At 43.5% G+C, this 25,544-nt stretch carries 21 protein-coding genes and 1 pseudogene; 5 read left to right on the top strand and 17 right to left on the bottom strand.

The annotated features are described in order from the left end of the window. Positions 1-107: 107 nt before the first annotated feature. Entirely contained in the window at positions 108-647 is a 540-nt protein-coding gene (locus tag EV690_RS13945; RefSeq protein WP_131913623.1) for a hypothetical protein, read from the bottom strand. 131 nt (positions 648-778) lie between these two features. Further along, entirely contained in the window at positions 779-4,477 is a 3,699-nt protein-coding gene (locus EV690_RS13940) for a hypothetical protein (RefSeq protein WP_131913622.1), read from the bottom strand. A gap of 435 nt (positions 4,478-4,912) precedes the next feature. Between EV690_RS13940 and EV690_RS13935 the strand changes: the two are divergent. Next, positions 4,913-5,050, top strand: a pseudogene (locus tag EV690_RS13935) (phage integrase N-terminal SAM-like domain-containing protein); the annotation flags it as partial. A gap of 334 nt (positions 5,051-5,384) precedes the next feature. Here the strand turns inward: EV690_RS13935 and EV690_RS13930 are convergent. Beyond that, a complete protein-coding gene (locus tag EV690_RS13930; RefSeq protein WP_131913620.1) occupies positions 5,385-5,777 on the bottom strand; it encodes a hypothetical protein in 393 nt (130 codons plus the stop codon). A gap of 226 nt (positions 5,778-6,003) precedes the next feature. Between EV690_RS13930 and EV690_RS13925 the strand changes: the two genes are divergently transcribed. After that, the gene (locus EV690_RS13925) at positions 6,004-6,858 is read left to right on the top strand and encodes an AraC family transcriptional regulator (RefSeq protein WP_131913619.1); all 855 of its coding nucleotides are present in this window, start codon (positions 6,004-6,006) and stop codon (positions 6,856-6,858) included. A gap of 400 nt (positions 6,859-7,258) precedes the next feature. Here the strand turns inward: EV690_RS13925 and relA are convergent, their stop codons facing one another. Together relA and rlmD are read right to left on the bottom strand one after the other, a co-directional pair. Continuing rightward, positions 7,259-9,487: a GTP diphosphokinase gene (gene relA, locus EV690_RS13920; protein ID WP_131913618.1), complete on the bottom strand. Its 2,229-nt coding sequence runs from the start codon at positions 9,485-9,487 to the stop codon at positions 7,259-7,261. Positions 9,488-9,506: 19 nt separating this feature from the next. Further along, complete coding sequence (gene rlmD, locus EV690_RS13915; RefSeq protein WP_165872768.1) at positions 9,507-10,745, bottom strand: 23S rRNA (uracil(1939)-C(5))-methyltransferase RlmD; 1,239 nt, start codon at positions 10,743-10,745, stop codon at positions 9,507-9,509. A gap of 154 nt (positions 10,746-10,899) precedes the next feature. On the opposite strand from rlmD, the gene barA reads away from it, so the two are divergent. Next, entirely contained in the window at positions 10,900-13,707 is a 2,808-nt protein-coding gene (gene barA, locus EV690_RS13910; protein WP_131913616.1) for a two-component sensor histidine kinase BarA, read from the top strand. Positions 13,708-13,716: 9 nt separating this feature from the next. On the opposite strand, the gene EV690_RS13905 is transcribed toward barA, so the two are convergent. The 12 genes from EV690_RS13905 to EV690_RS13845 form a co-directional block, all read right to left on the bottom strand. Continuing rightward, a complete protein-coding gene (locus tag EV690_RS13905) occupies positions 13,717-14,904 on the bottom strand; it encodes an MFS transporter (RefSeq protein WP_131913615.1) in 1,188 nt (395 codons plus the stop codon). Positions 14,905-15,028: 124 nt separating this feature from the next. Beyond that, positions 15,029-15,400 carry a holo-ACP synthase gene (acpS, locus tag EV690_RS13900; protein WP_131913614.1) on the bottom strand — a complete coding sequence of 124 codons (372 nt, stop codon included), beginning with the start codon at positions 15,398-15,400 and terminating at the stop codon, positions 15,029-15,031. A 54-nt stretch (positions 15,401-15,454) separates the two neighbouring features. Further along, positions 15,455-16,135 (bottom strand): DNA repair protein RecO, encoded by a 681-nt coding sequence (gene recO / locus EV690_RS13895; protein ID WP_131913613.1) that lies wholly within the window; start codon positions 16,133-16,135, stop codon positions 15,455-15,457. 4 nt (positions 16,136-16,139) lie between these two features. After that, the gene (gene era, locus EV690_RS13890; protein ID WP_131913612.1) at positions 16,140-17,060 is read right to left on the bottom strand and encodes a GTPase Era; all 921 of its coding nucleotides are present in this window, start codon (positions 17,058-17,060) and stop codon (positions 16,140-16,142) included. Next, positions 17,057-17,731 carry a ribonuclease III gene (gene rnc, locus EV690_RS13885; protein WP_131913611.1) on the bottom strand — a complete coding sequence of 225 codons (675 nt, stop codon included), beginning with the start codon at positions 17,729-17,731 and terminating at the stop codon, positions 17,057-17,059. Before rnc ends, era begins: the two co-directional genes overlap by 4 nt. Next, positions 17,731-18,645, bottom strand: coding sequence for a signal peptidase I (gene lepB, locus EV690_RS13880; protein ID WP_131913610.1), 915 nt, complete (start codon positions 18,643-18,645; stop codon positions 17,731-17,733). Before lepB ends, rnc begins: the two co-directional genes overlap by 1 nt. Before the next feature lie 3 nt (positions 18,646-18,648). Further along, on the bottom strand, positions 18,649-20,442 hold the full coding sequence (gene lepA, locus EV690_RS13875; RefSeq protein WP_131913609.1) for a translation elongation factor 4: 1,794 nt from the start codon (positions 20,440-20,442) through the stop codon (positions 18,649-18,651). 91 nt (positions 20,443-20,533) lie between these two features. Continuing rightward, positions 20,534-20,986: a SoxR reducing system RseC family protein gene (locus tag EV690_RS13870; RefSeq protein ID WP_131913608.1), complete on the bottom strand. Its 453-nt coding sequence runs from the start codon at positions 20,984-20,986 to the stop codon at positions 20,534-20,536. Beyond that, positions 20,979-22,064 (bottom strand): MucB/RseB C-terminal domain-containing protein, encoded by a 1,086-nt coding sequence (locus EV690_RS13865; RefSeq protein WP_131913607.1) that lies wholly within the window; start codon positions 22,062-22,064, stop codon positions 20,979-20,981. The genes EV690_RS13870 and EV690_RS13865 overlap by 8 nt, the downstream gene beginning before the upstream one ends. Before the next feature lie 5 nt (positions 22,065-22,069). Continuing rightward, on the bottom strand, positions 22,070-22,645 hold the full coding sequence (locus EV690_RS13860; RefSeq protein WP_131913606.1) for a sigma-E factor negative regulatory protein: 576 nt from the start codon (positions 22,643-22,645) through the stop codon (positions 22,070-22,072). Between the two features lie 15 nt (positions 22,646-22,660). Further along, positions 22,661-23,242 (bottom strand): RNA polymerase sigma factor RpoE, encoded by a 582-nt coding sequence (gene rpoE / locus EV690_RS13855; RefSeq protein WP_131913605.1) that lies wholly within the window; start codon positions 23,240-23,242, stop codon positions 22,661-22,663. A 618-nt stretch (positions 23,243-23,860) separates the two neighbouring features. After that, complete coding sequence (locus tag EV690_RS13845) at positions 23,861-24,133, bottom strand: FAD assembly factor SdhE (RefSeq protein WP_131913603.1); 273 nt, start codon at positions 24,131-24,133, stop codon at positions 23,861-23,863. A gap of 234 nt (positions 24,134-24,367) precedes the next feature. Here EV690_RS13845 and ygfZ point away from each other — a divergent pair, with 234 nt between their 5' ends. Further along, a complete protein-coding gene (gene ygfZ / locus EV690_RS13840; RefSeq protein ID WP_165872767.1) occupies positions 24,368-25,312 on the top strand; it encodes a tRNA-modifying protein YgfZ in 945 nt (314 codons plus the stop codon). 41 nt (positions 25,313-25,353) lie between these two features. Next, positions 25,354-25,539 carry a DUF1289 domain-containing protein gene (locus tag EV690_RS13835; RefSeq protein WP_131913601.1) on the top strand — a complete coding sequence of 62 codons (186 nt, stop codon included), beginning with the start codon at positions 25,354-25,356 and terminating at the stop codon, positions 25,537-25,539. Positions 25,540-25,544: the final 5 nt, after the last annotated feature.

Here is a 25,544-nt window from a genome sequence, read left to right as displayed (position 1 = left end):
ACCTTTATAATTTTCCCGCGGCGGAAGTTTAGTGGTATAACGCCTACGGCAGAGGAAAACATGAAGCGACAGCGGAATGTTTTTCCTGCTGGCTGTACTTGTTAGCTCTACACATTGAATAAGAACTGCCACAAATATAAGCATAAGCAGCCGAGCCCTAAAATAAAAAATAGTAATTCGGCAACAATTAGAACTAGATCCGCACGCAGCGATGATGCTAGTCCTGATTTTTCATTTTTGTGCTTTTCATAATGTACGATAGCTCTGTCTAGATAACCAATCAATTCATCCTTTTCTGACTGAGAAATCTCTGGTGACTTTGTTATCAAATGTCGAAACTCGGGGAGTAGTTTGGAAAAGCTAATTGAATCAGTAATGCAATTATCAAATTCATATTTTCCGCGAATGAGTATTGCCCCAATTACAGACAAAATGAGAAAAACAAGCGTGAATGTAGCGAGAGTCTCGTGGGGAATATAAGAACCTTCTTTGGCTTTGAGCATTATCGTGAATGCAAATGCCAGGCTAGCCAAGCTGACATTAAGAAGCCATTTCCTTAAATCATTGAGTTGAACAACAATACGCCTCAAGCTTGCCAGCTCGGCTTTATATTGTTCCGTATCTAGTTCGTGCTGAAGTTCTTTCATTATTAAAGCCAACGCCCGCAACACCGGACAATTTGAAGCGCAGCGGAAAATTGTTCCGATTGCTTGCGCTTGTTATACGCGATCTGTGGAATCATTGTCCCATCCAGGTCCGACCAAAAACAATAATTCCACTACCCAAGCTGCCCATGACACCCTACTGTCGACAACCAATCTTCAAGCTCCCTAAATGAGATGATATCTTCACTCGCTATCGGTAGATCCTTTTTATATTTCATAGGCATTTCGGTGCTTGTTAGAAGTGCATTCCTTACGGACAAGACATCCTCTCTACAATTGAGTCTCTGCAAAACCGTATCTAAATTATCCACAGACCAACTGACACGGTTTAAGTGCTTTCTAAGCTCATCTTTTTCCGCCCCCCTAAACCTATTGCACACATCTGCAATTTCGGAGATTGTCTTAGCCATCTGGAGTTTCTTACATTCGAAAAGAAGCATTAAACCGTCTTTAATCGCCAGAACATCAATATCACCAAGCTCTTGAGATGCCCCCACTGTTGTCATCAGAACTTCCTTCCTGACATACCACCCATCAGACTCAAGTTTTGAAGCAACCAAATCTGTAAAATCCGCCCCTCTTTTTTTTACCATAGACCCGACATAACTACGCATAACAGCAGAGTCAAAAAACTCTGTATTGAACTCACCTTCTTTTGCTCTATCGAGGAAATAGCCAACGCCAAGATGAATCAATGAAAGGCTTAAGAAAACCTCATCTTCATTGAGCTGAAGAACAGGTTTAACCAAACAACTTAACCTTCTTTTAAACTTCCAAGGTGCTATATCTCTAAAGACGAATCCTTCGGGTAGTTCAGACCATTCAGCTCTTGAATATAATGTGAATGCTTGGAAAAACCGCCTCACAACACCTGCTTCCAAATTTCTTTTTCCCACAATACGACATATTAATTCTTCCAACCCCATTATTATAATGGGCTGAGAGGTCTCAAGATGCAGGTCAATAATTTCCGCCCAGCACTCAACAAGCTGATGAGCTAGAAGACCATATTCAGCTGACAAAGCATTATCAAATTCTTCGCCAAAAACACCTTCTTGCACTTCTGATTTCTCAACAAGCTTGGCATTATATAGCTCTTCGTAATCATCTATAGCCCCACTAAATTGAATCCCAAAATACCCTGAGAAATAAGGCAAAAGCAATTCTTCCATCACTTCCGTGGGTATGATATATGTGCCATTCATATTGAAAACTATTTTTGGAGCCACAAGCCCCCAGTGAATAGCATCAGAATCAGAAGCCGTGTTTACCAATAGAGATGTAAGAGAAAGTAAATCAGCGACAATGCCTTCATTTACAGGTACTCCTGAATTATCAGGGCATTCACTTAAAGACATTTCAATCAACGAACGCAAACACAAAGACGCCAAGCTTCTATCCGACTCCCTCTCGTGAGCCACACGAATAACATCATCATGCTTTGAATAGATAGCGAATACCGCTCTTGCTGTCCTATCCCATTGACCTCGATCTTGCTCAATAGCATTAACCAGTGAAACTAGCTCACTTAATATAGATCTTCTATCTACTTGAGACAGAATGACCTTAATTCTCCCCCATATTTCGTCAACAATCCTATTTAAAACAGCCTTGCAATTAGATTTTCCTGTAATTTCTTGGCTGGATAACTCTAATGACTTACTTATACGAATACGATCAAATGAGGTTTTCTTTCTATCAACAAATTTTGGCTTTCGAGACACCGTATGAAGTAGAAAGTCAACGGAATCATATGATCTAAATATATGAACAAGCCTAACTGCCGAGTCACCCAAAACATGGTTAATAGCATTATCAACATGCTCATTAATATCTGAGCCTCTATCAACCAGAAATTCTGCCAGCGAGGATAGGATTAGATTAAGAACTAACTTCTCACCCGTATTATTAACTTGGGCAAAATTAGCCATGAAGTTTGATTCAAGTTGTATCCTACAGGAATTAGCCCCCCAAAATATATTGGCTCCTCTGTTTTCTTGCGACTCTAAATCAATCTGGTCTTTTGGAACCATATCAGAGAAATCGATAACTACCCGCAATGAATAACGGTCTTCAAAGCTTACAAATGAGGAAATATAATTAAGAGCCTCTTCAACCGCATCAATAAAACCAGACCACCATTCATAGATTATTGATCTATTGGCAGTTTTCTCTTCGAACTCAGCTCCAAACCAAAGGTCAACAAATCCAGATTCAATAATCCCATTCAGAACTCCATTAACCAAATGATCGACAGATACATATATAGGCTTGCTTTTCATACCCACATAAAAAGAATCTTTTGTTAACCGTTCAACTCTTTTCCAGGTGCCATCAATGTATTTTGCGCTATGTTTATCTCCTTCAGTTCTCAGCTCTCTCCTGAGTGAAAAGACAAAGTCTGTATATAAGGTTATAAATCCACTTTCTGAAACGGGTATCTCATCAGGGACACACTTATATTCACAGTCCTTCCAAAAACCAAAATAATTGAAATCTCCGTTTACATTATATAATTTCACCCCTTCATCTTCCATCCATCGCTTCTGCTTTATACACTGGAAGAACTCTTCCAAGGGCTTACTTTTAGAGTTACACAAAAGAATTAAGTCATTCAAACTTATTGCGGAAAAACCCCAGTCATCTGGCCACTTTTCGACCCTAAAGTTATACCCTCTACCAAAACCTCCGTGTGTAATAAGCGATACCCCTGATACAAAATCATCCTGTGATTTACAATATTCAGCAACTTCATGGAAAAATTTACCAAGAGCGTCAACCTGTTCTTCCGATGGGGTGTGGTAACTACCCATCCCTTCATCAATTATTTGATGGATTTCATCATGAAGGATTACAGCATGAAGATAATTTCCTGAATTATCCCTTAATAACAGCGCATGCATTGAGGGCATGTTTTCGATTGCTGACAGCTCTGGGGTTATCGATTCAAATCTACCTCTGAACTCACGAAGAATTTCATCTGTTAATTGCTCCGCTTGGTAGTTTGCTAGTAATTGCGAAAAAGCTCTCAAACTACCATCTTCTTTACAACTGGATAGGAAGTAATATCTGATAGCAACACCCACTGCACTAGGAATAGAAAGGATATAACTGCCATCAATTTCAACGATGGGTTTCCTCTCTAAAATCGAATTTCCAACTGTAGACTGCTTTAGGTCGAATATATCGTCATTTGAAATAATGAACGGCTGAATTGATTCAACCGAAACACCTAGGGAATCCAGTTCATCACGAGTGAAGGTTACTCGCTTTGACAACGAACTATATTCACCAGACCTAGGGACATTGATACTTTCTTTATCAAATGAATCTTCATAGGAATTTCGGCTTAAGCCTGACCGTGAAGCAACCTCTTCACTTAACTTGAGCAAGGATATACTGCTTTCTCTTATTTGCTGGAGATTATCAGGGACTTGATACCGAGTTACGATATCAATCAGGGCTTGAATAAAGTAGTCATTAGCCTCCCAAAGAGCATTAAAAACCCTAAGATCTCCATGCTCTGTCAAGATGTTAGAAACGAAAACGTCCTCTTGAGGGTCTTCAATCATTGCAACCTGTGTGTTGCCCAATAAATCATTAAGAACGGTCTTGAAGGTTGTTCGGTTTGGTTGCTTAGCTCCTCTCGAATAAGCAACTGCAAGATGAACGAGAGTTTCACACCTGATTGAATTTGCCGAAAGCCTTGGAAGGGTTAAAAGACCTGCAGCAATAGCTACCGTTTCTTTGTATTTAAATCCAGACAGATATTCGCTTACGTCTCTGCATATCTGTGATCGCAAATCGACCATAAAAATCCCCCGACCATTTTCCTGATAATATTATCCTGTTATTGATAGCTTAAATTTAAACTATTGAGTCTATCTAACCCCTATAGGGAATTGGGTAAATAGTCTTGATTTTCCGCTTTCTTAAAAGCCGTTTATTTGATTATGCATACTTGAATTGTGAGCAGATTTAGTACGAACTCCGTATAACATTTGTATATTGTGCACGCTCAAAAACCACCTGCACATTTTTATCCTAAAAATCATTATAATGATAATTATATCATATAGATACACACTATTGCTCTGATACACCTCAAAACAAAGTGCGCGTGCACGATAACTCTCCAGCAATATTTTATAACATCATAATTTTAAAAAATTTTAATCATATCTCCCAAAACAAAGTGTGAATAAAAAATGACAGAATGTGCTTGATTTTCTATCCAATAGAATCGCTTGAACAATAGCCCTTTTTTAGAAGATATTTGTCAAAATATCCGACTTCGCGGATACAGTATTCTTACTGAAAAAAGCTATCTGTATTGGATTAAGGCTTTTATTCTGTTTCATCAGAAAAAACATCCATCCCAGATGAAATAGTGCGAGTTGAGATAATTGATTTTTTTCACGGTAGAGGGCTTTATATAGAACGCTATGATGAATGGGTTATTTTTTGATGAGGGTCAAACGACTCTTCGTCATCAATAATGACCTCGCGTAGAGACTATTGACCTGCCCCCCCGGCATAGCATGATGCTGCTCGTTCATAAAAAATGAATCTAGCATCCATAATCAGCTAAGCCAGAGCATCGATATAATTTTATATAGGAATGAGAGTTGAACAATCATCACTTTGATTCGCATAAAAGCGATTGAGTGACGATTGATCAGAGCATCTTTATGCTAAGGCGGAGTATCTTGGTCCTATCTACTGCTCGTCTGACAATAACTGCTGCGCCAGAGCAAGGGCTTCATCTTTGGTCGCAACCATGAGCATAGGATAGCCCCAGAATTTCTCATACACCAAACTGAACGCCTTGGTCGCGAGACGCTTGGCAGTATTCGGTTCGATGTAGATCGCTGCTTTAACGAAGGATTTCAATTCGCTTTTGTGGCGTTTCATCCAGCGCGATGTTTGCTTCATTTCTTCCGACGAATGTTCGTGGTCTCCTTTATCAAGCCCCTCGTCGTTGAGCAAAACGAAAACTTCCTGACGAGCAAGCAATGCTTCGAATTCAGCAAAAGGCGAAACTTCGGGATCGAGGCCCGGTGCATTGAATCGCATCCAAATAAGAGGAAACTGCGAGGCATCAATCTGCATACCAATACTCCTTGAAATATAAGGAAAAATTGCTGAGTGCTATGTCTGGTTAGAAAATGGAGTTATCCCTTTCAGGAAGAGTCAAACTCAGAGCGAGCCGAACAGCAGCGTTATTTATCCTAAGATACCGACAGGATGTCTGGACGTCATTGCATAATTTAGCCATAATATTTTTCAATTAGGCCAGCAGATATCTCATCTTCGCGCAGAGGTTCAGAGTTTAACCATGTCCAACATTGCTATCACCGACTTAGACACCATTCGAGATGTTGATAACGTTCCTAGGCCCGTTGTCGCGCTGAGTGCCACATCAGTATCCAAGGACTGGGAATATGCGAACCATCAGCACCACAAAGCGCAACTGCTATACTCCGTTCGCGGTATCCTCAACTGTGAAATCGAAGATGGTGTCTGGATTGTGCCTCCACAGTGCGCCATATGGATACCAGGAAACTTGACCCACTCAGCGCGAGGAGCTGGTGCAACGGAGTGTTATTGCCTATTCGTCGAACCGGATGCCGCACCGGATCTTCCTAAAAATTGCTGCACAATTTCGGTATCACCACTGCTTAGAGAGTTGCTTTTAAAGGTGGTGGGCTTTCCTGAATTATATGAACTAGGAGGTTGGCAAGAGCGACTGATCGCCACTTTACTCGATGAGTTAGCGGTAGCTTCGGTAGAAGACCTTCATCTACCGATGCCGCGCGACCCGCGATTGCGTCGGCTCGCCGAAATGCTACTGGCCGCCCCCACAGATAAAACCTTGAAAGGGGATTGGGCGACTCGCATTGGGATGAGCGAGCGAAGTATGAGTCGGCTTTTGCACAACGACATCGGCATGAGCTTCGGACGCTGGCGCCGGCAACTACATGTCCTCCTTGCCCTTCAACGCCTGAGCAAAGGCGAAAGCGTGCAGACGGTGGCGTTAGAATTGGGTTACGAAAATGCGAGTGGTTTCGTCACCATGTTTCGCAAGGCCGTAGGCAAACCTCCAGCACGGTACATCTCGGAACGAATAACCAACCAAGAGACGAAGGTTGTACCAGGCATCATGCTTTCTGAGCATGGTCTACTAACTTAAATGAGTTCCGTGACAGCTAGTCCCTGTGATTGAGTGGCCCACCGAATCAGGCCATCGGCGGATTCCGTGGGAGTCGCTGGTCATCGAGACGGTTGTGATACTTTATTCAGTGCTAACGAATGGCGTCATGTGATATTTAGATTTGTTATTAGCTGCTTATTTGCAATCTGCACCATTAAGCGCAACCGCAATAAATGTAAAAAATGCCCCTAAGCTCAAGGGGATAAAAGTCATGAGGCACAATTTACTTGCTAATCTCTTGTGACAGCTGAGAATAACAGAGTAATGCTACTCTTTAAGCTCGTTGACACGCATGAGTGAGCAAAAATCCACCAAAACCATTAAACAACTTTATCATCAAAACCACTCACACCAAAAGCAGCCGAGGCTGCTTGGTCTTTTAGTGGTAACGTCTGGCATCAATGATGCCTTGAAGTTGACTGATTTTAGCTAATATCCGCGACAACGTATCAATATTATAAACTTCCACTTCGATATCCATCGTCGCCGTCTGAACTTTCACATCACTACGGGTGTTCATGCCTAAAACATTAACTTTGTCATTTGCCAATACAGTGGTGATATCTCGAAGCAACCCACTCCGATCATTGGCAGTCACCCGAATGGTGAGCGAATAACCGCCTCCTGAGAAATTATCACCCCAAACCGCATCAATCACGCGCTCAGGAGAACGTAGTTTAAGCTCTTCAAGCTGTTCACAATCAGCTCGATGGATGCTAATTCCCCGCCCCTGAGTAATAAATCCCTGAATCAAATCCCCTGGAATAGGCTGACAGCAACGGGCGATATGCGTCATTAAATTACCCACACCTTCAACCACAATATGATCTTTAGCTTTGGGCTTTTTCAACTGATTCTTCACATGAGCACTGGTTTTTTCCAACTGCTCTAAGGCTTGGCGGTCTTCTTCTTCAGCCGATGGCTGATGCAAAATACTTTCAAGCTGGTTAACCAAATGATTAATTCGCACATCACCGGCCCCAACTGCGGCCATTAAATCTTCAAGCGTGCTAACATTCATGCGAGCCAAACACAGTTCTAAATCAGCCAATTTAAAACCATGACGTGTTAATTCGGTATCCAGCAACTCTTTCCCAGCAATAATGTTTTTATCGCGATCTTGCTTTTTAAACCAAGTTACAACCTTACTGCGAGCCCGTGATGAACGAATATACCCCAAATTAGGATTGAGCCAATCGCGACTTGGATTCGGTTCTTTCTGGGTAATAATTTCAACCTGTTCCCCCGTTTGCAATTGATAAGTAAACGGAACAATTCGGCCCCCCACTTTAGCACCAATACAACGGTGTCCAACTTGGCTGTGAACATAATAAGCAAAATCCAAAGGGGTAGAACCTGATGGCAAATCAACAATTTCGCCTTTAGGAGTGAAAACATAGACGCGATCATCAAAGACTTGCGAACGCACCTCATCCATCAGTGTCCCGCTTTCGGTCATATCTTCTTGCCATTTCAGAAGCTTACGTAACCAGGCGATTTTGTCTTCATAGCCACTCTTACCGGTATTGGGACCTTCTTTATACTTCCAGTGAGCCGCCACCCCCAATTCAGCATCATCGTGCATCTTGCGAGTTCGGATCTGAATTTCAACCGATTTTCCTTCTGGCCCCATCACCACGGTATGAATCGACTGATAACCATTCGGTTTAGGGTTAGCGACATAATCATCAAACTCATTTGGCAGATGATGCCAGAGCGTATGCACAACCCCGAGTGCACCATAGCAATCCTGCAGTTTTTCAACGGTAATGCGCACCGCTCGCACATCGAATAACTCATCAAAAGCAAGATGCTTTTTCTGCATTTTCCGCCAGATGCTGTAAATATGCTTCGGCCGTCCATAAACCTGTGCATCGATCCCAGACTCTTTCATCGCCTGCGACAGTGTCTCGACAAAATTCTTGATATATTTTTCGCGATCCAATCGCTTTTCATCGAGCTGTTTGGCTATCTGCTGATAGGTTTCTGGATGTTGATAACGAAACATCAGATCTTCGAGTTCCCACTTAAGCTGACCAATCCCCAGACGATTGGCTAATGGAGCATATATATCTTGGCTTTCTTTGGCAGCAAGGACTCGTACATCCTCAGGTTCTGATTTCACGCGACGCAAATAGCAAATCCGCTCGGCGATTTTAATTACAATCGCGCGAACATCCCCTACCATGGACAGCAACATACGTCGCACATTATCCACCTGGATAGCCGATAAATTATGGCCACCACTGCGTAAATCGTGAATCGCATTCATTTGGACGACTTTGCCAGTTAAATCGATTACATCGGTATGCACAAAATCTTCGGTAAACTGCTCATCTGAATAGACCCCCGCATCTTTAAACGGAAATAACAAGGCTGCTTCGAGCGTTGTTTTATCCATGTTCAGCGTGATCAATATCTCGACCATCTCCTTGCCTTTATTCAGGCATTGCTGAATCTGGTCTTTATCGACATCCATCTGACGAAACGCTTCACATATCACTAACAACGCTTGCTGCTCTTCTTTGCCAATATTTAAAGCCGCCGCCCATTGGCGTTCGTTGGTTAATAACTGTTTGTTCAAATGTGTTTCGCGGATAGAAACCATAAGATATCCTTGAATAAAGCTAGTCGGCAGATAAAAGCACTACTGTTTCAACATGGCTGGTCTGGCTAAACATATTAATCAATGCCCAACGTTGGATTTTATATCCGTATTTGTGGGCGATTGCCAAGTCTCGGGCCATCGTTGCTGGATCACATGCAATATATAGTACGGCTTTGACCCCAGCCTTCGCAACTGACTCCAGTGCAGTTTGTGCGCCAGAACGAGCCGGATCGAGTAAAACTTTGTCAATAGTTTCACAAATGCCAGCTAATGTTTTGGGGTCATCCAAGTCACCACTAAGCGCTTTGATATTATTAAGCTGATTAAGTTTGGCGTTGACTCGCAGTTGTTCACTCATGCGCTCAATGCCCTCGATGGCAACCACTGAGCGAACTTGTTTAGCCAAGGGCAGCGTAAAATTTCCAACCCCAGAGTATAGATCCAATAATCGGTCTTCACCCTTAAGCGCCAACCACTGCTGCGCTAATTGAACCATTTGTTCATTCAACAATGGGTTCACTTGGATAAAATCACCGGGCGTAAAATGAATTGCAAGTTCACCAAGTTGATAATAACAGTCTGAGCCGACTAAGTATTGCTCGGACTTAAGATCACTGACAAAAAAACTCACTTGCTGTTCATTGGCAAATTGCGTACACAACTGCCGCTGCTTGGCCGTCAAAGCACTCGTTAAGCGCAGCCGAACAGCCGGTTGTGGAAGACAATCATAAAGTTCAACATGGCCCAGTTTCGCTGATTTAGAGAACGCATTTAATAACCCTTGCAAGGGCGGAATCAAGGCATTCAACGACTCTTGCAACACTAGGCAACTATCAATTTGCACCAGCTGCTTACTTTGCGACTGGCGAAACCCTAACTGCCAACCTCGTCGATGATCGAACCAAGTGGCCAACCGAGTCACTCGTCGATACCGCCAATCTTGTCCATAAAACAACTGTGGGGGCATGAGCTGTTCATAACCGCTGAGTTGTTCGATTAAACGCTTAACCTCAGGCGCTTTGAGGTTAAGCTGTTCATCAAAGCTTAAAATTTGTCCCTGACAACCACCACATTGACCATAATATTGGCATGCTGGCTTGATCCTCCGCGGATCCGCTTGCAGCACTTTCAGTAACTGGGCCTTGCGCTTACCCGTTACTTTTAACTGAACTTCTTCCTCTGGAAGAACGTCTTGGGCAAAATAAGTCTGCTGTTGATAGTGAATAATGCCTTGTAAACGATGATCGATAGCACTCACAAAGCCTTTAAAAACAGTAGGATTATTCTTGCTAGAGTGTTTTATTTTATAAAATTGAACCATATTATCTATTGGGCCTATTCATACCATTTATATAAAGGTTATGTCATCATAGCCAAGCGGCTTACTGACTTATCGTATCGTTCAAAATCTTATGACCAAATACGGATTACGCGCACGCGTTTACACGCTTACTATTTTACCAACTCTTTTGATTGGCGTATTGCTAGCGACTTATTTTATTTACAATCGCAACCAGCAATTACAACACTTTGCAATTCAACAAGGCATCGATGCCATTGAGCCGTTGGCAATTGCTAGTGAATTTGGTCTTGCAAGAAACAGCCGTGAACGAGTGAAAGAAGTCATTAATATCAATCGGCGTAAGCAATCCACACAAATTCACAGCATTGCCGTTTTTACCGCCAATAACCAGTTGTTTGTCACGGGCAGTTACCATCGCTCGTTGGGATTATTGCAAGTCCCTGCTGGTAAGCCATTACCAACTTCAACACAAGTAATTGAAAAACCTGATTATATCATCGTTCGGGCACCAATTTGGGCGGATAGTGAAGACAGCTTTAGCCGCTATACCAGTGGTCAACCTGAACTGTTAGGTTATATCGCGTTACGACTCGATAAAGAACGCGCCATCCTGTTACAGTTTCGCGATACGACAATCGCTATCTTTATTGTCTGTCTTGGCATTATTTTAAGTATGCTATTTGCTTATCAATTAGTTCGTAATGCGACACGTCCTATCGCCAAGATGGTCGAGGTTGTCGACAGCATTCGCCAGGGTCGATTAGACACCCGACTCCCCAACGATGAATACCCAGGTGAACTAGAAATGCTGAAAACGGGCATTAATGCCATGGCTAAATCGCTGGCAGAATATCACGAAGAGATGCACCAGAGCATTGAACAGGCGACCAGCGATCTGCGCGAAACCTTAGAACAGATAGAAATTCAAAATATTGACTTAGACATGGCTAAACGTGAGGCCCAGCAGGCTGCTAAAGTCAAATCAGAGTTTCTGGCAAATATGAGCCACGAGCTCCGCACGCCTCTTAATGGGGTACTTGGTTTTGCCCGCCAATTGCAGAAAACGCCATTAAATACTGAACAACGCGACTTCCTGCAAACGATCGAAAACTCGGCAACGAATCTACTGTCGATTATCAATGATATCCTCGATTTTTCGAAGCTTGAAGCCGGTCAACTGAACTTAGAACGAATTGCCTTTCATTTAGTGGATACCACTGAAGAAGTCGTTACCCTACTCGCGCACTCAGCCTCTGGGAAAAATCTTGAGCTGGTGCTCGATGTGGCACCTGATGTTCCAACCGGCATTTATGGAGACCCTCTACGCTATCAGCAAGTACTAACTAACCTCATTGGCAATGCCCTTAAATTCACATCCCAAGGATATGTTGTTATCTACGTCAATGCTCGAAAACAAGTAGCGAATACGCCATTTATACTCGAAGTTACCATTCAAGATAGTGGGATTGGCATCGCTCAAGAGCAACAAGAACAACTATTTCAGGCCTTTCGCCAAGCCGATGCGAGCATCAGTCGCCACTATGGTGGCACGGGTCTAGGGCTTGTGATTACCCGTAAATTGGTGCAACAGATGGGCGGGGATATCCAGCTTGAATCGACTCCGGGTCAAGGGTCGAGCTTTACATTTACAATCGAGTGTGAAGTCGCAGATATTGCTTTGGGCGATCCACTGCCAATGGAAAAATTGAGCCAACAAACTCTCTTTGTCTATGAGCCAATGTCCGCGACCCGTTTGAGCCTTGAACATACAGCGCAACGTCTCGGCTTTCGTCTGGTTAGCTTTGATTCAAGTTCAGTCATGTTAAATGAGTTATGCCATATTCGGGGGAATAAGCCTAATGTGCTGCTGGGCATGACAGCAGAACAATCCACTCAAGAGTTATTAGAAGAAGTTCAACGCTTTAGCCAGCTCACTGATAACTTGCTGATTGCAGTCGTTGCTCATGATTCTGAATCCATCCGCCAATTAATTTATGCTGGCGCAACCCATTGTTTGGTTAAACCACTGCAATATCGTAAATTAGCGGCACAACTGGTCGATCACACCCCGCTCAAAGAGTCACAACTGCCATTGCTTGACCCACATCCAATGCCAAGCCATTATCCGATTCGGATATTAGCTGTCGATGATAATCCGGCCAACCTGAAACTGATCGCGACTATTTTGGCACACCGAGTAACCGCTGTTGATTGTTGCCAAAGTGGACAACAGGCGCTGGAACAACTGCAACAGCACCATTACGATCTGATCTTAATGGATATTCAGATGCCAGGAATGGACGGTATTCAAACCACCGCGGCTATTCGAGAACATTATCCCGATTTTTCAACCCCCATTGTAGCGGTCACCGCGCATGCAAGCGCAGGAGATCGCCAGCGCTTACTCAATGAAAAGCTAGATGATTATCTTTCCAAACCCGTTGATGAAGATGAACTAATCGCAGTGATTCATCGCTGCTGTCCCACCGTAATCGGCTCCATTCATCAACCAGTTGAGCGTCTCTCACCACCAACAGAGACGACAAAAGAAGAGTCATCTAATCATGATGGCTATGATTGGAAGCTAGCGCTTAAACGTTCTGCCAATAAACCCGATTTGGCCAAAGAAATGCTACAAATGCTCAAGGCCTCGGCCCTGCAGCTACCCGATGAGATAGAAAAAGCGCTCAACGGACAGATGGAAGAGGCCCAGTTACGTCAGGTGATCCATAAATTCCATGGCGGCGTTGCTTATACTGGTGCCAGAGCATTGGAAAAACTAACCGAACAGCTAGAAACAGCACTGCTACAAGGTCAGCCCATTGCTGATATAGAACCAGAGTTATTTGAGCTCATCGATGCGTGTCAGGCTTTGGCAACGATCAGTGAAACCGTGCCAACCCCATCGACAAATTAGCCATTCCAATTATTTATAGGCATAGTGGCGACGCTGGATGCCACTGAGCCACCACATCAGCAACCCACCGGCAAATAACAATGCTGCAATATAACCGGTCTGATTCGCTGGGTGATGGTAGCTAAAAACCACACTCCCCACGATGGGGCCAATGGCATTGGCGGTATTAAAGGCACACTGTAATAGTGCACCAATCACTTCATGGCCCCCTTTTGCCACTTGCATCAACATCGACTGAATCACAGTGGTTAACCCCAAACAAGCTCCTAGCAGAAAGACAACCGCAAAGAGCAAAATGGGGTACTGTGCAGCCTTAACATAGGCCAAAGCCACGAGGACACTATAAACCAAAGCGCCCCCTGTGACCCGCTCGGCAAAACGGTCATGAGGCTTACCCAAAAGCCAGTTCCCAGCAGTTGACCCAATACCAAATAACACCATAGCGATTGAGATAAAATATCCAGAGATATGAGTCACGTTTAAAATGGTATTAGCAAGGTACGTATAAATACAAAAAACGCCGCCAAAACCAACCACCACAATCCCAACAATAGGCCAAATCAAGGGATCTTTGAGCACCGCTAACTCTTGGCGAAGTGAACCTTGAGAAACCTGGATATCAGGTAAGACTTGGCGTAATAATCCACAACAGATAAACGCAATCAGCGCAACGACTATCAAACACAAGCGCCAGCTTAAAAGTTGTGCGATGAGTGTTGCAACCGGAACACCTATAATCGTGGCAATCGTTAAGCCAAAGAAAACTCGCGACATAAACAACGTATTGCGACCTTCGGGCGCCAGCTTAGCACCAAACAATAATGCCGTGCCAAAATAAGCACCGTGCGGTATCCCACTGAGAAATCGAAACAAAATCAATTGAGAAAACGACTGTGAGTATGCACTTAAGCCATTAAATAAAAAAATCAGGAATGCGTATAAAACCAAAGCCGTACGCCGCTTAAGCTTGGTCGTTAAAATCATCAACAATGGTGCGCCAACTACAACTCCTAAAGCATAGGCGCTAATCGCCTCTCCGGCTCGACCAGTGGCGACATCAAAACTTTGAGCAACTAACGGCAACATCGGCATCATTGAGAATTCCGTTAGTCCCAACATAAAAGTACCAAGCGCCAGTACTAATAGAGATAGCACAACCTTTGTATGCGAATGAGACTGAGCACTGCTTAAGCCCATGATAACTCCTTAAATTGGCTCCGAAATGGACACTTGAGACATTCTTCATTTATACTAGGCATGCCCAAAATAAAAAAGCCTCATAAAGAGGCTCAATTATTACAATATATGCTAACTAGATTTTTTAACTTTCGCAAAGCACCACTGCCATTGCATAATCACGTTCATCACTGATTGATAAAAACCAGCGACTCACCCCAAGGGCTACCGAAAGCTGCTCCGCTCTACCTTGAACGTTTAAATGAGGTTTACCTAATGCGTCGTTCTCAACAATAAAATCCTGAAAACTAACCCCTTTCGCAATCCCTGTGCCCAGTGCTTTAGCCGCTGCTTCTTTGGCTGCAAACCGCTTGGCCAAGAAGGCTCCAGGACGAGAAGATTCCAACCACTGAGTATATTCAGATTCGGTTAGAATTCGTTTCGCCAAACGAGGCTGCAGCGTCTCGTTTAAGCGGTCGATCTGTACGATGTCGCTCCCCAGTCCCACGATGGCCATACATACTCCTGAAAATAGTAGATTGCTATGCGAGGGTTCCCTCAGCAGATAAGATTAACTCTGACGTTTACTTAAATGATGCTGCACCAATAACTCCCGACTGCGTAATACTCGACCACCGAGCAATTCATCGATCAATTGTCTGAATAATCGCTTAGCCTGCTGCAACAAAACTGGATCTGCACGCTCAAGATGTTCCAAACGTTTAAGGTCTGCGCCATAAATACTTTGCGGACTCGCTTCACTCACAATAAAGCCTTCTCCGCTGACAAACTGATAATGGCGGTCATCCTCAATGGATTGTCCATTCGGGATCCCGTAACCTAACTGGGTTAACAAAGTCAGTTCAAATGGCCTTAGCACTGCAGCTAATGACATTTGAGCAGTTGCTAGACTAACCAACGCTTGCTGATACGCGGTGTAAATGACGGGAACAGGTTCTTCATCAGAAAGCAGATAATAAAGTAATTCGTTTAGATAAAAACCGCTATATAACGCATCGCCAAAAAGAGGAATCGCCAGAGAATCAGATTCCACCTGGCTCGCGTTTTTTAAGCCACCACGTCCTTTAAAACATAAACGCAGTGGCATAAAGGGCTGTAAAAGCCCACGACTATCTTTGGTGATCCGGGCCACCGCACTGACCTTGCCATAACGCCAACTGAAAAATTGCACCAAAGCACTATTCTCTCGATAAGGGCGCCGATGCAACACAAATGCGTCAGTGAGATCCATAGTCTTAGAGCGGTTCGTCTCCGTAACCTAAACTACGCAGGGCTCGTTCATCATCAGCCCAGCCAGATTTTACTTTCACCCAAATCTCTAAAAACACTTTGTTTTCAAAGAGTTTTTCCATATCGACACGAGCTTCTCGACCAATGGTTTTCAGTTTTTCCCCTTTACTCCCAATGATCATTTTCTTCTGTCCAGCCCGTTCAACTAAAATAAGCGCATTAATCTGATAAACGCCATTTTCCTGCATCCGAAACTGTTCTATTTCAACAGTGGTTGAATAAGGTAATTCCTGGCCGGTAAAACGCATCAGTTTTTCACGGATAATTTCTTGGGCCATAAACCGTGATGAGCGATCGGTAATGTAATCTTCTGGGAAAAAGAAAACATTATCAGGCAGCGACTGCTTCGCCCACTCCATGAGTTTATCGACATTCGTGCCATGCTTGGCACTAATTGGCACGATCTGTGTGAAATCATATTTGCTAGATAACACTTTAAGATGTGGCAAAAGCACTTCATCTTTTTCGCCAATATTATCGATTTTATTCACAGCTAGAATAATCGGAGCTTTGATATTGCGCAACTTATTGAGAACCATATCATCGTCAGCATTCCAACGCGTTCCGTCCACAACAAAAATCACCATGGCAACATCAGATAACGAACTGCTCGCAGACCGATTCATCAACCGGTTAATCGCCCGTTTTTCTTCAATATGAAGCCCGGGAGTATCAATATAAATGGTTTGATATTCCCCTTCAGTATGGATCCCTAAGATCCGATGGCGAGTGGTCTGCGGCTTTTTCGAAGTGATACTTACTTTCTGCCCCAATAACTGATTCAATAAAGTTGATTTCCCCACATTAGGGCGACCAACGATAGCAACAAAACCACAGTGAGTTCCATATTCTGGCACTTCACTCATGCATCAAACTCCTTGAGTATGCGTTGGGCGGCATCTTGCTCGGCCTTTCGCCGACTGGTGCCTTTGCCTTCAATAGCAGACTCTGTTAATTCTGTCGTGCAACTTACCGTAAACTGCTGGTTATGCGCTTCGCCACTGACTTCGACGACCTCATATTCCGGCAATGCTTTTTTTTGTCCTTGCAAATATTCTTGCAATCGAGTTTTCGGATCCTTCTGATCGTTACCCGGCTTTATCGTAGAGAGTCGACTTTCATACCATTTTAGCAGCAACGGCTGAATGACATCGGTTCCGCTGTCTAAATAGATAGCCCCGATCAGCGCTTCAACCGCATCTGCTAAAATTGATTCACGCCGATACCCGCCACTTTTAAGTTCACCAGGGCCCAACCGTAGATAATCACCTAACTGAAATTCGCGTCCAAATTCCGCTAATGTTTTGCCCTTAACCAATGTGGCCCGCATCCGGGACAAATCACCTTCAGGTGATTTGGGAAATTGCAGATACAGTGCATCTGCAATGACCCAACTCAAGATGGCATCACCTAGAAATTCTAAACGTTCATTATGAACTGAGTTGGCACTACGATGTGTCAGTGCCTGCTCCAATAACTGTTTATTTTTAAATGTATATCCTAATGACCGTTGTAGTCGGCCTTTATCATCCACCATTAATGAATGGCTCCAATCCGATTGAAGCGAACACCGGTTGGTATCCAACTTGGCAACCAAGAGTTCGCCGAGTGATTAAATTCAAAACTGATCCAAATCGCAACTGCCCGCCCTACCAGATTATGGGACGGCACGAATCCCCAATAGCGACTATCGTCACTATTATCACGATTATCGCCCATCACAAAATATTCACCATTCGGCACAATAAATTCAGTGGAAGGCGTACCACTTTGCTGGAAATATGTACTCGGATTATCCCTTAAATACGGGTTAATCAAGATAAGATGTGAAACCTTACCCAATTGCTCTCGATAGGTATTTAGAGGATATCCCAACTCATGGAACTGACCTTTCGCAATCAGCTTACGAGTCACCTTAATCGGTGCCGGACATTTATCTTGATTACATTTAGGAATAATCGTCAGTTGTTTATCTTTATAAATAACTGTATCGCCCGGCAGACCCACTACACGTTTAATGTAGTCAAGCTTCGTATTGCGCGGATATTTAAACACAACAATATCGCCACGCTTGGGCTTACCGGTTGGAATTAACGTATCGTTAAAAATCGGATCTTTTAAACCGTAGGCAAATTTTTCGACCAGAATAAAATCACCAACTAATAACGTTGGCTTCATTGACCCAGAAGGAATTTGAAACGGTTCATATAAAAACGAACGCAGCAACAACACTACCAATATCACTGGAAAAACTGATTTACAGTTTTCAATCCAGCCTGGCTCTTTTAAAATTTCGTCCCTAACCTCTTCAGGCAGTTCGCCCTGTGCAGAGTCTTGAGCAATGCGCAACTTTGCTTGACGCTGCTTACGAAAAACCCAACGATCTAAAGCCCAAACAATCCCAGTGAGCAATGTAACAATAACTAAAACAGTCGAAAAATAAGCCGCCATGAATTAATCCTTACCGATATGCAATACGGCAAGGAAAGCTTCTTGAGGAACTTCCACATTGCCCACTTGTTTCATACGTTTTTTACCTTCTTTTTGTTTCGCCAGTAGTTTTTTCTTACGACTGACATCCCCACCATAACATTTAGCCAGGACATTTTTCCGCAGCTGTTTGACCGTACTGCGAGCGATAATATGGTTACCGATAGCCGCCTGAATAGCAATATCAAACATCTGCCGGGGAATTAACTCTTTCATTTTTTCAACAACCCCGCGACCTCGAAAAGCAGCCTGATCGCGATGGGTAATCAAAGCTAGTGCATCCACTCGATCACCGTTAATTAAAATATCAACTCGGACCATATCGGAAGCTTCAAAACGCTTAAAGTTATAATCAAGCGAAGCATATCCGCGGCTGGTGGATTTGAGTCGATCAAAAAAGTCCAAGACGACCTCAGCCATAGGAATTTCATAGCTCAGCGCCACCTGGTTACCATGGTAAACCATGTTGGTTTGCATACCACGTTTTTCAACACACAACGTGATAACATTTCCTAAATATTCTTTCGGAACCAGAATATTCACTTCAGAAATAGGTTCCCGTAGCTCTTCGATATCATTGATCGGAGGCAACTTAGCAGGACTATCCACATGTTCAATTTTCTGATTAGTCAGCAAAATCTCATAGACGACGGTCGGAGCAGTTGTAATCAAATCAAGATCATATTCACGCTCTAAGCGTTCTTGAATAATCTCCATGTGCAACATGCCCAAAAAGCCACACCGGAAACCAAAGCCCAGAGCGGCCGATGTTTCAGGTTCATAAAACAACGATGAATCGTTCAGGCTTAATTTACCCAAAGCATCGCGAAACGCTTCATAATCATCCGAGCTAACCGGGAATAGCCCAGCATAAACTTGCGGCTTCACTTTTTTAAAACCAGGCAGTGGTTTTTCTGTAGGGTTCTTAGTAATGGTCAAGGTATCGCCCACAGGTGCACCGTGGATCTCTTTAATACCGGCAATCACAAATCCAACTTCCCCGGCGTGAAGTACCCCGGTCTCTTTTGGCTTCGGTGTGAAAATACCAACTTTATCGACCACATGCGAGACGCCCGTAGACATTACTTTCATTTTGTCGCCAGCACGAATCACCCCATTTTTAACCCGAACCAGTGAGACCACACCCTGATAGTTGTCAAACCACGAATCGACGATCAATGCTTGTAGCGGTTGTTCCGAATCCCCTTCTGGGGGCGGAATTTGAGTCACAATCGCTTCTAAAACATCTTCAATCCCAATCCCGGTTTTCGCTGAACAATGGGTTGCATTGAGCGCATCAATACCCACAATATCTTCAATTTCGTGAGCAACGCGATCAGGATCGGCCTGAGGCAGGTCAATTTTATTGAGTACTGGAATGACTTCCAAATCCATATCGATGGCGGTATAGCAGTTTGCTAGCGTTTGGGCTTCAACGCCCTGAGCGGCATCGACCACCAGCAACGCCCCTTCACAGGCAGCTAGTGAACGAGAAACTTCATAGGAAAAATCGACATGTCCCGGAGTATCAATGAAATTCAACTGATAAGTCTCACCATCACGCGCGGTATAATCTAAAGTGACGCTCTGCGCTTTAATAGTGATCCCGCGTTCACGCTCAAGATCCATTGAATCAAGCACCTGCTCAGCCATTTCACGATCAGTTAACCCCCCGCAATGTTGAATTAAACGATCAGACAGAGTCGACTTACCATGGTCGATATGGGCAATAATAGAAAAGTTACGAATATGCTTCATGGAATACAGGCTTTCGCTCAACGTTAAAGGAATGTACTTAAGGCGGAGAATTTTACTCGATTTGTTTGATTAAGGCTATTAATGCGCAAATTTACTGGCTAATTGATAACATGACCGGTTCATATTCACGATGGCGACTTAATCGTTTCGCCCCCAATCGGGCCAGCAAAAAACCGATTAACACCCCGATAATACAGCCAACCAGTACAATATTATTACTACTGCCAAAAAATACCGCTGCAAGTATAACGCCGATCACCATAGTCACCAGTGGTAACAGATACACCAGCATTGCACTACGAACCAAACTTTGCGCAGGCAAACCAATTTCAATCCGTTGCCCCGGTATCACGGGGTGTTTCAAACGAACTTTAAACCGATGCGTTTTAGGGGCAAACGCTTTAGCAACCGCAGAGTTGCCGCAACTATCGGCAGCATGACACTGGCCACACGCACTGCGGCTAACACATTCAACCCATGCATAATCTTTTTCGACATCAACAACCAGAGCCGTTTCAGTGACCATATTATCGACATCAGTCATGGCTTACCTCCTGCGCATTATTCCCCGTCTTGGAGGACGACAGTGTAACAGATTGCGCAATTAAAGTAGCCGTTTGTGGAGGAACTTCTCCGACAACAGTCACTTCCATCCCATCATTGACGACCGAATGTAAAGAAGTGGCTCCTTGACGAACAATTTCTCCCTGCAATATTTGATTACCGCCCGCCGGATACGCATAGACCGACACATCAAATAAACCATCACTCAGTTTCAAATAATTAACATGCTGTTTGGTAATGGGCAGAACATGTTGATTTTGACTAACAATATGCATCCCCATTGGCATCCAACCTACATGCCATTTGACATCACTGGGCTTATTCGTCGACTCCGGATCGGATATCGCGGGTAAATCAATCGATGACAGTTTTTCCATCCACCGGGTTGGCTTGGCAAATAAGACTAAATCCAAAGCCATCTGCTGCTCAACTAGGTTTCCATGACGGTCAACAATATCGATTCGAAGAGGAAGATGGCTCGTTTCATCCAGCCACAAATATAAACCATATAATCGGTCATGCTTAGGAATAATTCGAATGACCTGTGTCACTCGTCCTGCGACGCGACCTTTTCCTGAAACCACTAAATCATAATTAGCCATCAAATGGGATAACGAAATATCACCCAATGTATCCATCATCCCTGACATCCGCGAAGCCTTCACCGAATAAGCCGAATGACCAAAAGTATAATGCGCAACTTGATCGCCTCGACGAACCGTTTCCCGCACTGGACCATTCAGATGAATACGGTGAACCACTTCAACCCCATGGATCACACCGTGAAATAGGCGCATTGGCTCAATGCTGCCTTGACGTACCCGAATATATGAAAGCTCATAATTATCATGGTGATATGCTTTTTGAAACTGGCTTAAAAGTGTTTTAGGATTGCTTTTGTCAGATGTCTGACTGGCCGAAGATGATGACTGACGCGAAGGGATAGACGGTTCATGAGAATAAAGCTTAGCAGGTGATTTTTCTCCTAAGTTTGGAGAAGCAATAACCTGTGTACTTAACAAAGCCAACAGGCATACAAAAAAAATCCGATAATGCATATAACCTAATTATCTTGACGTTGCTGCAGTTGATGATCCTGCAAGAAAGCCGCAATTTCCTTACGTTGTTCGAGCCACTGTTTCTGAGTTAACTTATTCGAAAAATGCGTCTCTAAACTAACCGGGGCAACCGTGCCACCAATCGGAACCGTATCCAATACCTGTAAAGGCTGACTACCATTAGCAGATTGTGACGAAGACTGCTGATAATGTTGCACCCCTAAAATCGATATTACAGCAACTGATGCAGCAATCGCATATTGACCAACCCCTTTAAACCAATTTGCGACTGGCAACTGTTTAAGCCAGCTGACCGACTCAGTTGTTTGTTCAACACCACTATCATTTGCTGGGGCAAATGCATTATAACTGGCTTCTTTCTCCAATGCTTTAGCAATACTATCACTAAGATCCAGATTAAGAGAACTGGGTAAATCACCGCCACGCATAATATCGCCCACTAAATGATAGCGTTGCCACTTTTGGCAACCTTGACTATCACATACTAACGATTGCAATGCATGTTCATCCTTTAACTCGCTGTCGATCAGTGCTGAGAGTTGTTCGTCTTTATCGACCATAAAATTTCCCTTCAGTTACCGTCTCATTAACGGCTGGATCTGTTTATCAATCGCTTCTCGAGCTCGAAAAATACGTGATCTGACGGTCCCTACAGGACATTCCATAATTTGAGCAATTTCATCATAGCTCATTCCGTCTATCTCACGCAGTGTAATTGCTGTTCGCAATTCATCAGGTAACTGTTCAATTGTGGTAAAAACAACCTGACGAATTTCATCTGTAAGCAGCACAGATTCTGGCGTGGAGCTTTCATGCATCACTTCCCCGCCGTCATAAAATTCTGCGTCATTTACGTCAATATCATTCGCTGGGGGACGCCTTCCCTGTGCCACGATGTAATTTTTAGCCGTATTAACGGCAATACGATACAACCAAGTGTAGAACGCACTCTCACCACGAAAATTAGGCAACGCCCGATAAGCTTTAATAAAAGCTTCTTGGGTAACATCGGCAACATCACCAGAACTGTTGACATACTTTGCAACCAATCCGGCAACTTTATGTTGGTATTTTCCAACCAACAAATTAAATGCCTGCTTATCGCCTTGTTGGATCCGTTCGACAAGAGTTTGATCTGTCCACTGATGTTGTTTCATTCCGCGTGGCTATCCCCACAAATAACAGCCACGACAACAAATTGCCAACGTGAACACTTAATATGACTACGATTGCTCAAGAAAGTTCTCTTCTAATTAAATTAAATTTAAAAAAATTTACGATTCTTAACAAAACATACCGTAAAGATACACAGCCGCTCACCTAACCTCAAAAACATTTGCCAAAACGAGCCTTTAGCTGCATCCAAATCAAAATTGCGAGCATACCTAAATTAGCAACGACTTCCAATCATTTAACAATAGTTTACCAAGTTAGGGTATCAAGCACGCAATAATGAAAAACACAAACGCCGATAACTTATTTTATCCAACATATCGGCAAATACTAAAAGAGAACGTCGACGGTTGTTTGCACATAAACAAAGCCAACAAAATCCCAGTCCTACACGCGATCGAGGATCAATCGTATAACAATGTTGATCAATCCATATTTGATTCGCTCGAATCACCAAATAGCGCGGCACAGGCAACTTTATGGAACAATAAGCAAAAACGGCGGTGATGCTCCACCCCAACCATAGCCACAAATTAGCCTGATACAGATAGAGCCCTAAAGCCCACCCCAGACTTAGCCAAACCCCGAGACGCTTGACGTGATCACTTGGATAAAGCAGGGCGATGTGTGTTGTTGTAGCGCAAGATAGCATCAATCATCTTACCTAATTGTTCATCAGGACACTGGCGATGACGCATAAACCAACTGAATAAATCTGGATCATCACATTCTAACAACCGACAAAACAGCTGCTGTTGTTCTTTAGCAAGGTGTTCATAGCAGTTCTCTACATACGGCTGCAGGAGAACATCAAGCTCTAACATGCCTCTGCGACAAGCCCATAACAAGCGGGATTTTTCTAACGAAGTATCCATGAATGTTCCTTATAAAAAATATTGGTCAACGTTTGTTCAATGGCATCTGTTCGGTCATATTTTTTTAACACACTAAGCCAGATTTAAGGCTTTCGTCAAAAATCGGCTAAACTTCACATGCGCTAGAACTGAAAAGCTAAAAGCTCCTAGACAATGGCTGACAAACGCTGCTGAGCAATATACCATCACTATAACATTGACCCATATGAAACCAATGAATTGGGAGCAAGAAAAGTGGAATTAGACAAATTATCAACATTTGAAAATTTGCGCGTTGGTCCGTTGACTGATTGGTCATTAACTCGTATCAGTGGCGCAGACCGACAAACTTACTTGCAAGGACAATTAACAGCTGATATTCAGGGACTGCCCCACGGAGCTCAGACGTTATCAGGCCACTGTGATCCAAAAGGTAAACTCTGGTCCATCCTTCGTCTTATTAATGCAGGCGAATGGATTTGGATGTTACAGCCTACATCAGCCGAGACAGTTCAACTCCCCGAATTAAAGAAATATAGCGTATTTTCAAAGGTTAACATTGAACCTGAAGCACAATTTTGCGTAGTCGCTGTCATCGGGAAACAAGCCAAAGGGTTTATTGAGCAACATTTTGGAGCCGCTATTGCGGCTCAAGGTGGTCTTTTAGAAAATGGTTATTGCCTAAGCTATGTCGGACAGCCGATGCGCTATCTGTTAATTATCTCCACAGAACAGGCGCAACAACTCTCGATCAATGAAGGCTCTTTGAATAAGTTATGGCAAGGGCTCGATATTGCCGCCGGATTACCTAGTTTATCTGAGCGAACGAGTCAGGAATTTATCCCGCAGGCGCTCAATCTGCATCTACTGAATGCCATTAGCTTTACCAAGGGATGCTATACTGGACAAGAAATTGTCGCACGAGCGAAATATCGTGGCACCAATAAACGGGCAACGATGCGCTTTGTCGGTCAATCATCACAAGAAATTGAAAATGGCTGTGATCTTGAAATGTCACTGAATGGTAACTGGCGGCGCTGCGGCACAGTGATCAATAGTTATCGTCAGGACGACGGCTATACCGAGGTTCTGGCTGTGGTCCGAAAAGACAGCGAAGCAGATCAGTCATATCGCCTTGAAGGTCAACCGCAAAGTCACCTGACATTGGCCCATCTACCTTATTCTTTAGATGAGTCGTAACGCCGAAACGGTACTAGCAGTAGTCAAAAAGGAGACATCTCATGCACTCGCCTTGTATTCGCCATTGTACGCTGAATCATGATGATATTTGTATGGGATGTTTTCGCCATCTAAATGAAATTACTGGCTGGCAAAAAGCTTCTGACAAACAGCAAAAAGAAATTTTAAAACGTTGTGTAAAACGTAAACAACAATATATGGAACAGATTCTGCATTACATCCGCTAGCGACA

Source organism: Celerinatantimonas diazotrophica (genome assembly GCF_004339545.1).
GTDB lineage: Bacteria > Pseudomonadota > Gammaproteobacteria > Enterobacterales > Celerinatantimonadaceae > Celerinatantimonas > Celerinatantimonas diazotrophica.
This window is presented reverse-complemented; position numbering and strand designations above follow the sequence as displayed.

Excerpts from the sequence above, each read along its gene's own strand:
- EV690_RS13945 (WP_131913623.1), bottom strand. The coding sequence starts at position 647 with ATGAAAGAACTTCAGCACGAACTAGATACGGAACAATATAAAGCCGAG.
- EV690_RS13940 (WP_131913622.1), bottom strand. The coding sequence starts at position 4,477 with ATGGTCGATTTGCGATCACAGATATGCAGAGACGTAAGCGAATATCTG.
- EV690_RS13930 (WP_131913620.1), bottom strand. The coding sequence starts at position 5,777 with ATGCAGATTGATGCCTCGCAGTTTCCTCTTATTTGGATGCGATTCAAT.
- EV690_RS13925 (WP_131913619.1), top strand. The coding sequence starts at position 6,004 with ATGTCCAACATTGCTATCACCGACTTAGACACCATTCGAGATGTTGAT.
- relA (WP_131913618.1), bottom strand. The coding sequence starts at position 9,487 with ATGGTTTCTATCCGCGAAACACATTTGAACAAACAGTTATTAACCAAC.
- barA (WP_131913616.1), top strand. The coding sequence starts at position 10,900 with ATGACCAAATACGGATTACGCGCACGCGTTTACACGCTTACTATTTTA.
- EV690_RS13905 (WP_131913615.1), bottom strand. The coding sequence starts at position 14,904 with ATGGGCTTAAGCAGTGCTCAGTCTCATTCGCATACAAAGGTTGTGCTA.
- acpS (WP_131913614.1), bottom strand. The coding sequence starts at position 15,400 with ATGGCCATCGTGGGACTGGGGAGCGACATCGTACAGATCGACCGCTTA.
- recO (WP_131913613.1), bottom strand. The coding sequence starts at position 16,135 with ATGGATCTCACTGACGCATTTGTGTTGCATCGGCGCCCTTATCGAGAG.
- era (WP_131913612.1), bottom strand. The coding sequence starts at position 17,060 with ATGAGTGAAGTGCCAGAATATGGAACTCACTGTGGTTTTGTTGCTATC.
- rnc (WP_131913611.1), bottom strand. The coding sequence starts at position 17,731 with ATGGTGGATGATAAAGGCCGACTACAACGGTCATTAGGATATACATTT.
- lepB (WP_131913610.1), bottom strand. The coding sequence starts at position 18,645 with ATGGCGGCTTATTTTTCGACTGTTTTAGTTATTGTTACATTGCTCACT.
- lepA (WP_131913609.1), bottom strand. The coding sequence starts at position 20,442 with ATGAAGCATATTCGTAACTTTTCTATTATTGCCCATATCGACCATGGT.
- EV690_RS13870 (WP_131913608.1), bottom strand. The coding sequence starts at position 20,986 with ATGACTGATGTCGATAATATGGTCACTGAAACGGCTCTGGTTGTTGAT.
- EV690_RS13865 (WP_131913607.1), bottom strand. The coding sequence starts at position 22,064 with ATGCATTATCGGATTTTTTTTGTATGCCTGTTGGCTTTGTTAAGTACA.
- EV690_RS13860 (WP_131913606.1), bottom strand. The coding sequence starts at position 22,645 with ATGGTCGATAAAGACGAACAACTCTCAGCACTGATCGACAGCGAGTTA.
- rpoE (WP_131913605.1), bottom strand. The coding sequence starts at position 23,242 with ATGAAACAACATCAGTGGACAGATCAAACTCTTGTCGAACGGATCCAA.
- EV690_RS13845 (WP_131913603.1), bottom strand. The coding sequence starts at position 24,133 with ATGGATACTTCGTTAGAAAAATCCCGCTTGTTATGGGCTTGTCGCAGA.
- EV690_RS13835 (WP_131913601.1), top strand. The coding sequence starts at position 25,354 with ATGCACTCGCCTTGTATTCGCCATTGTACGCTGAATCATGATGATATT.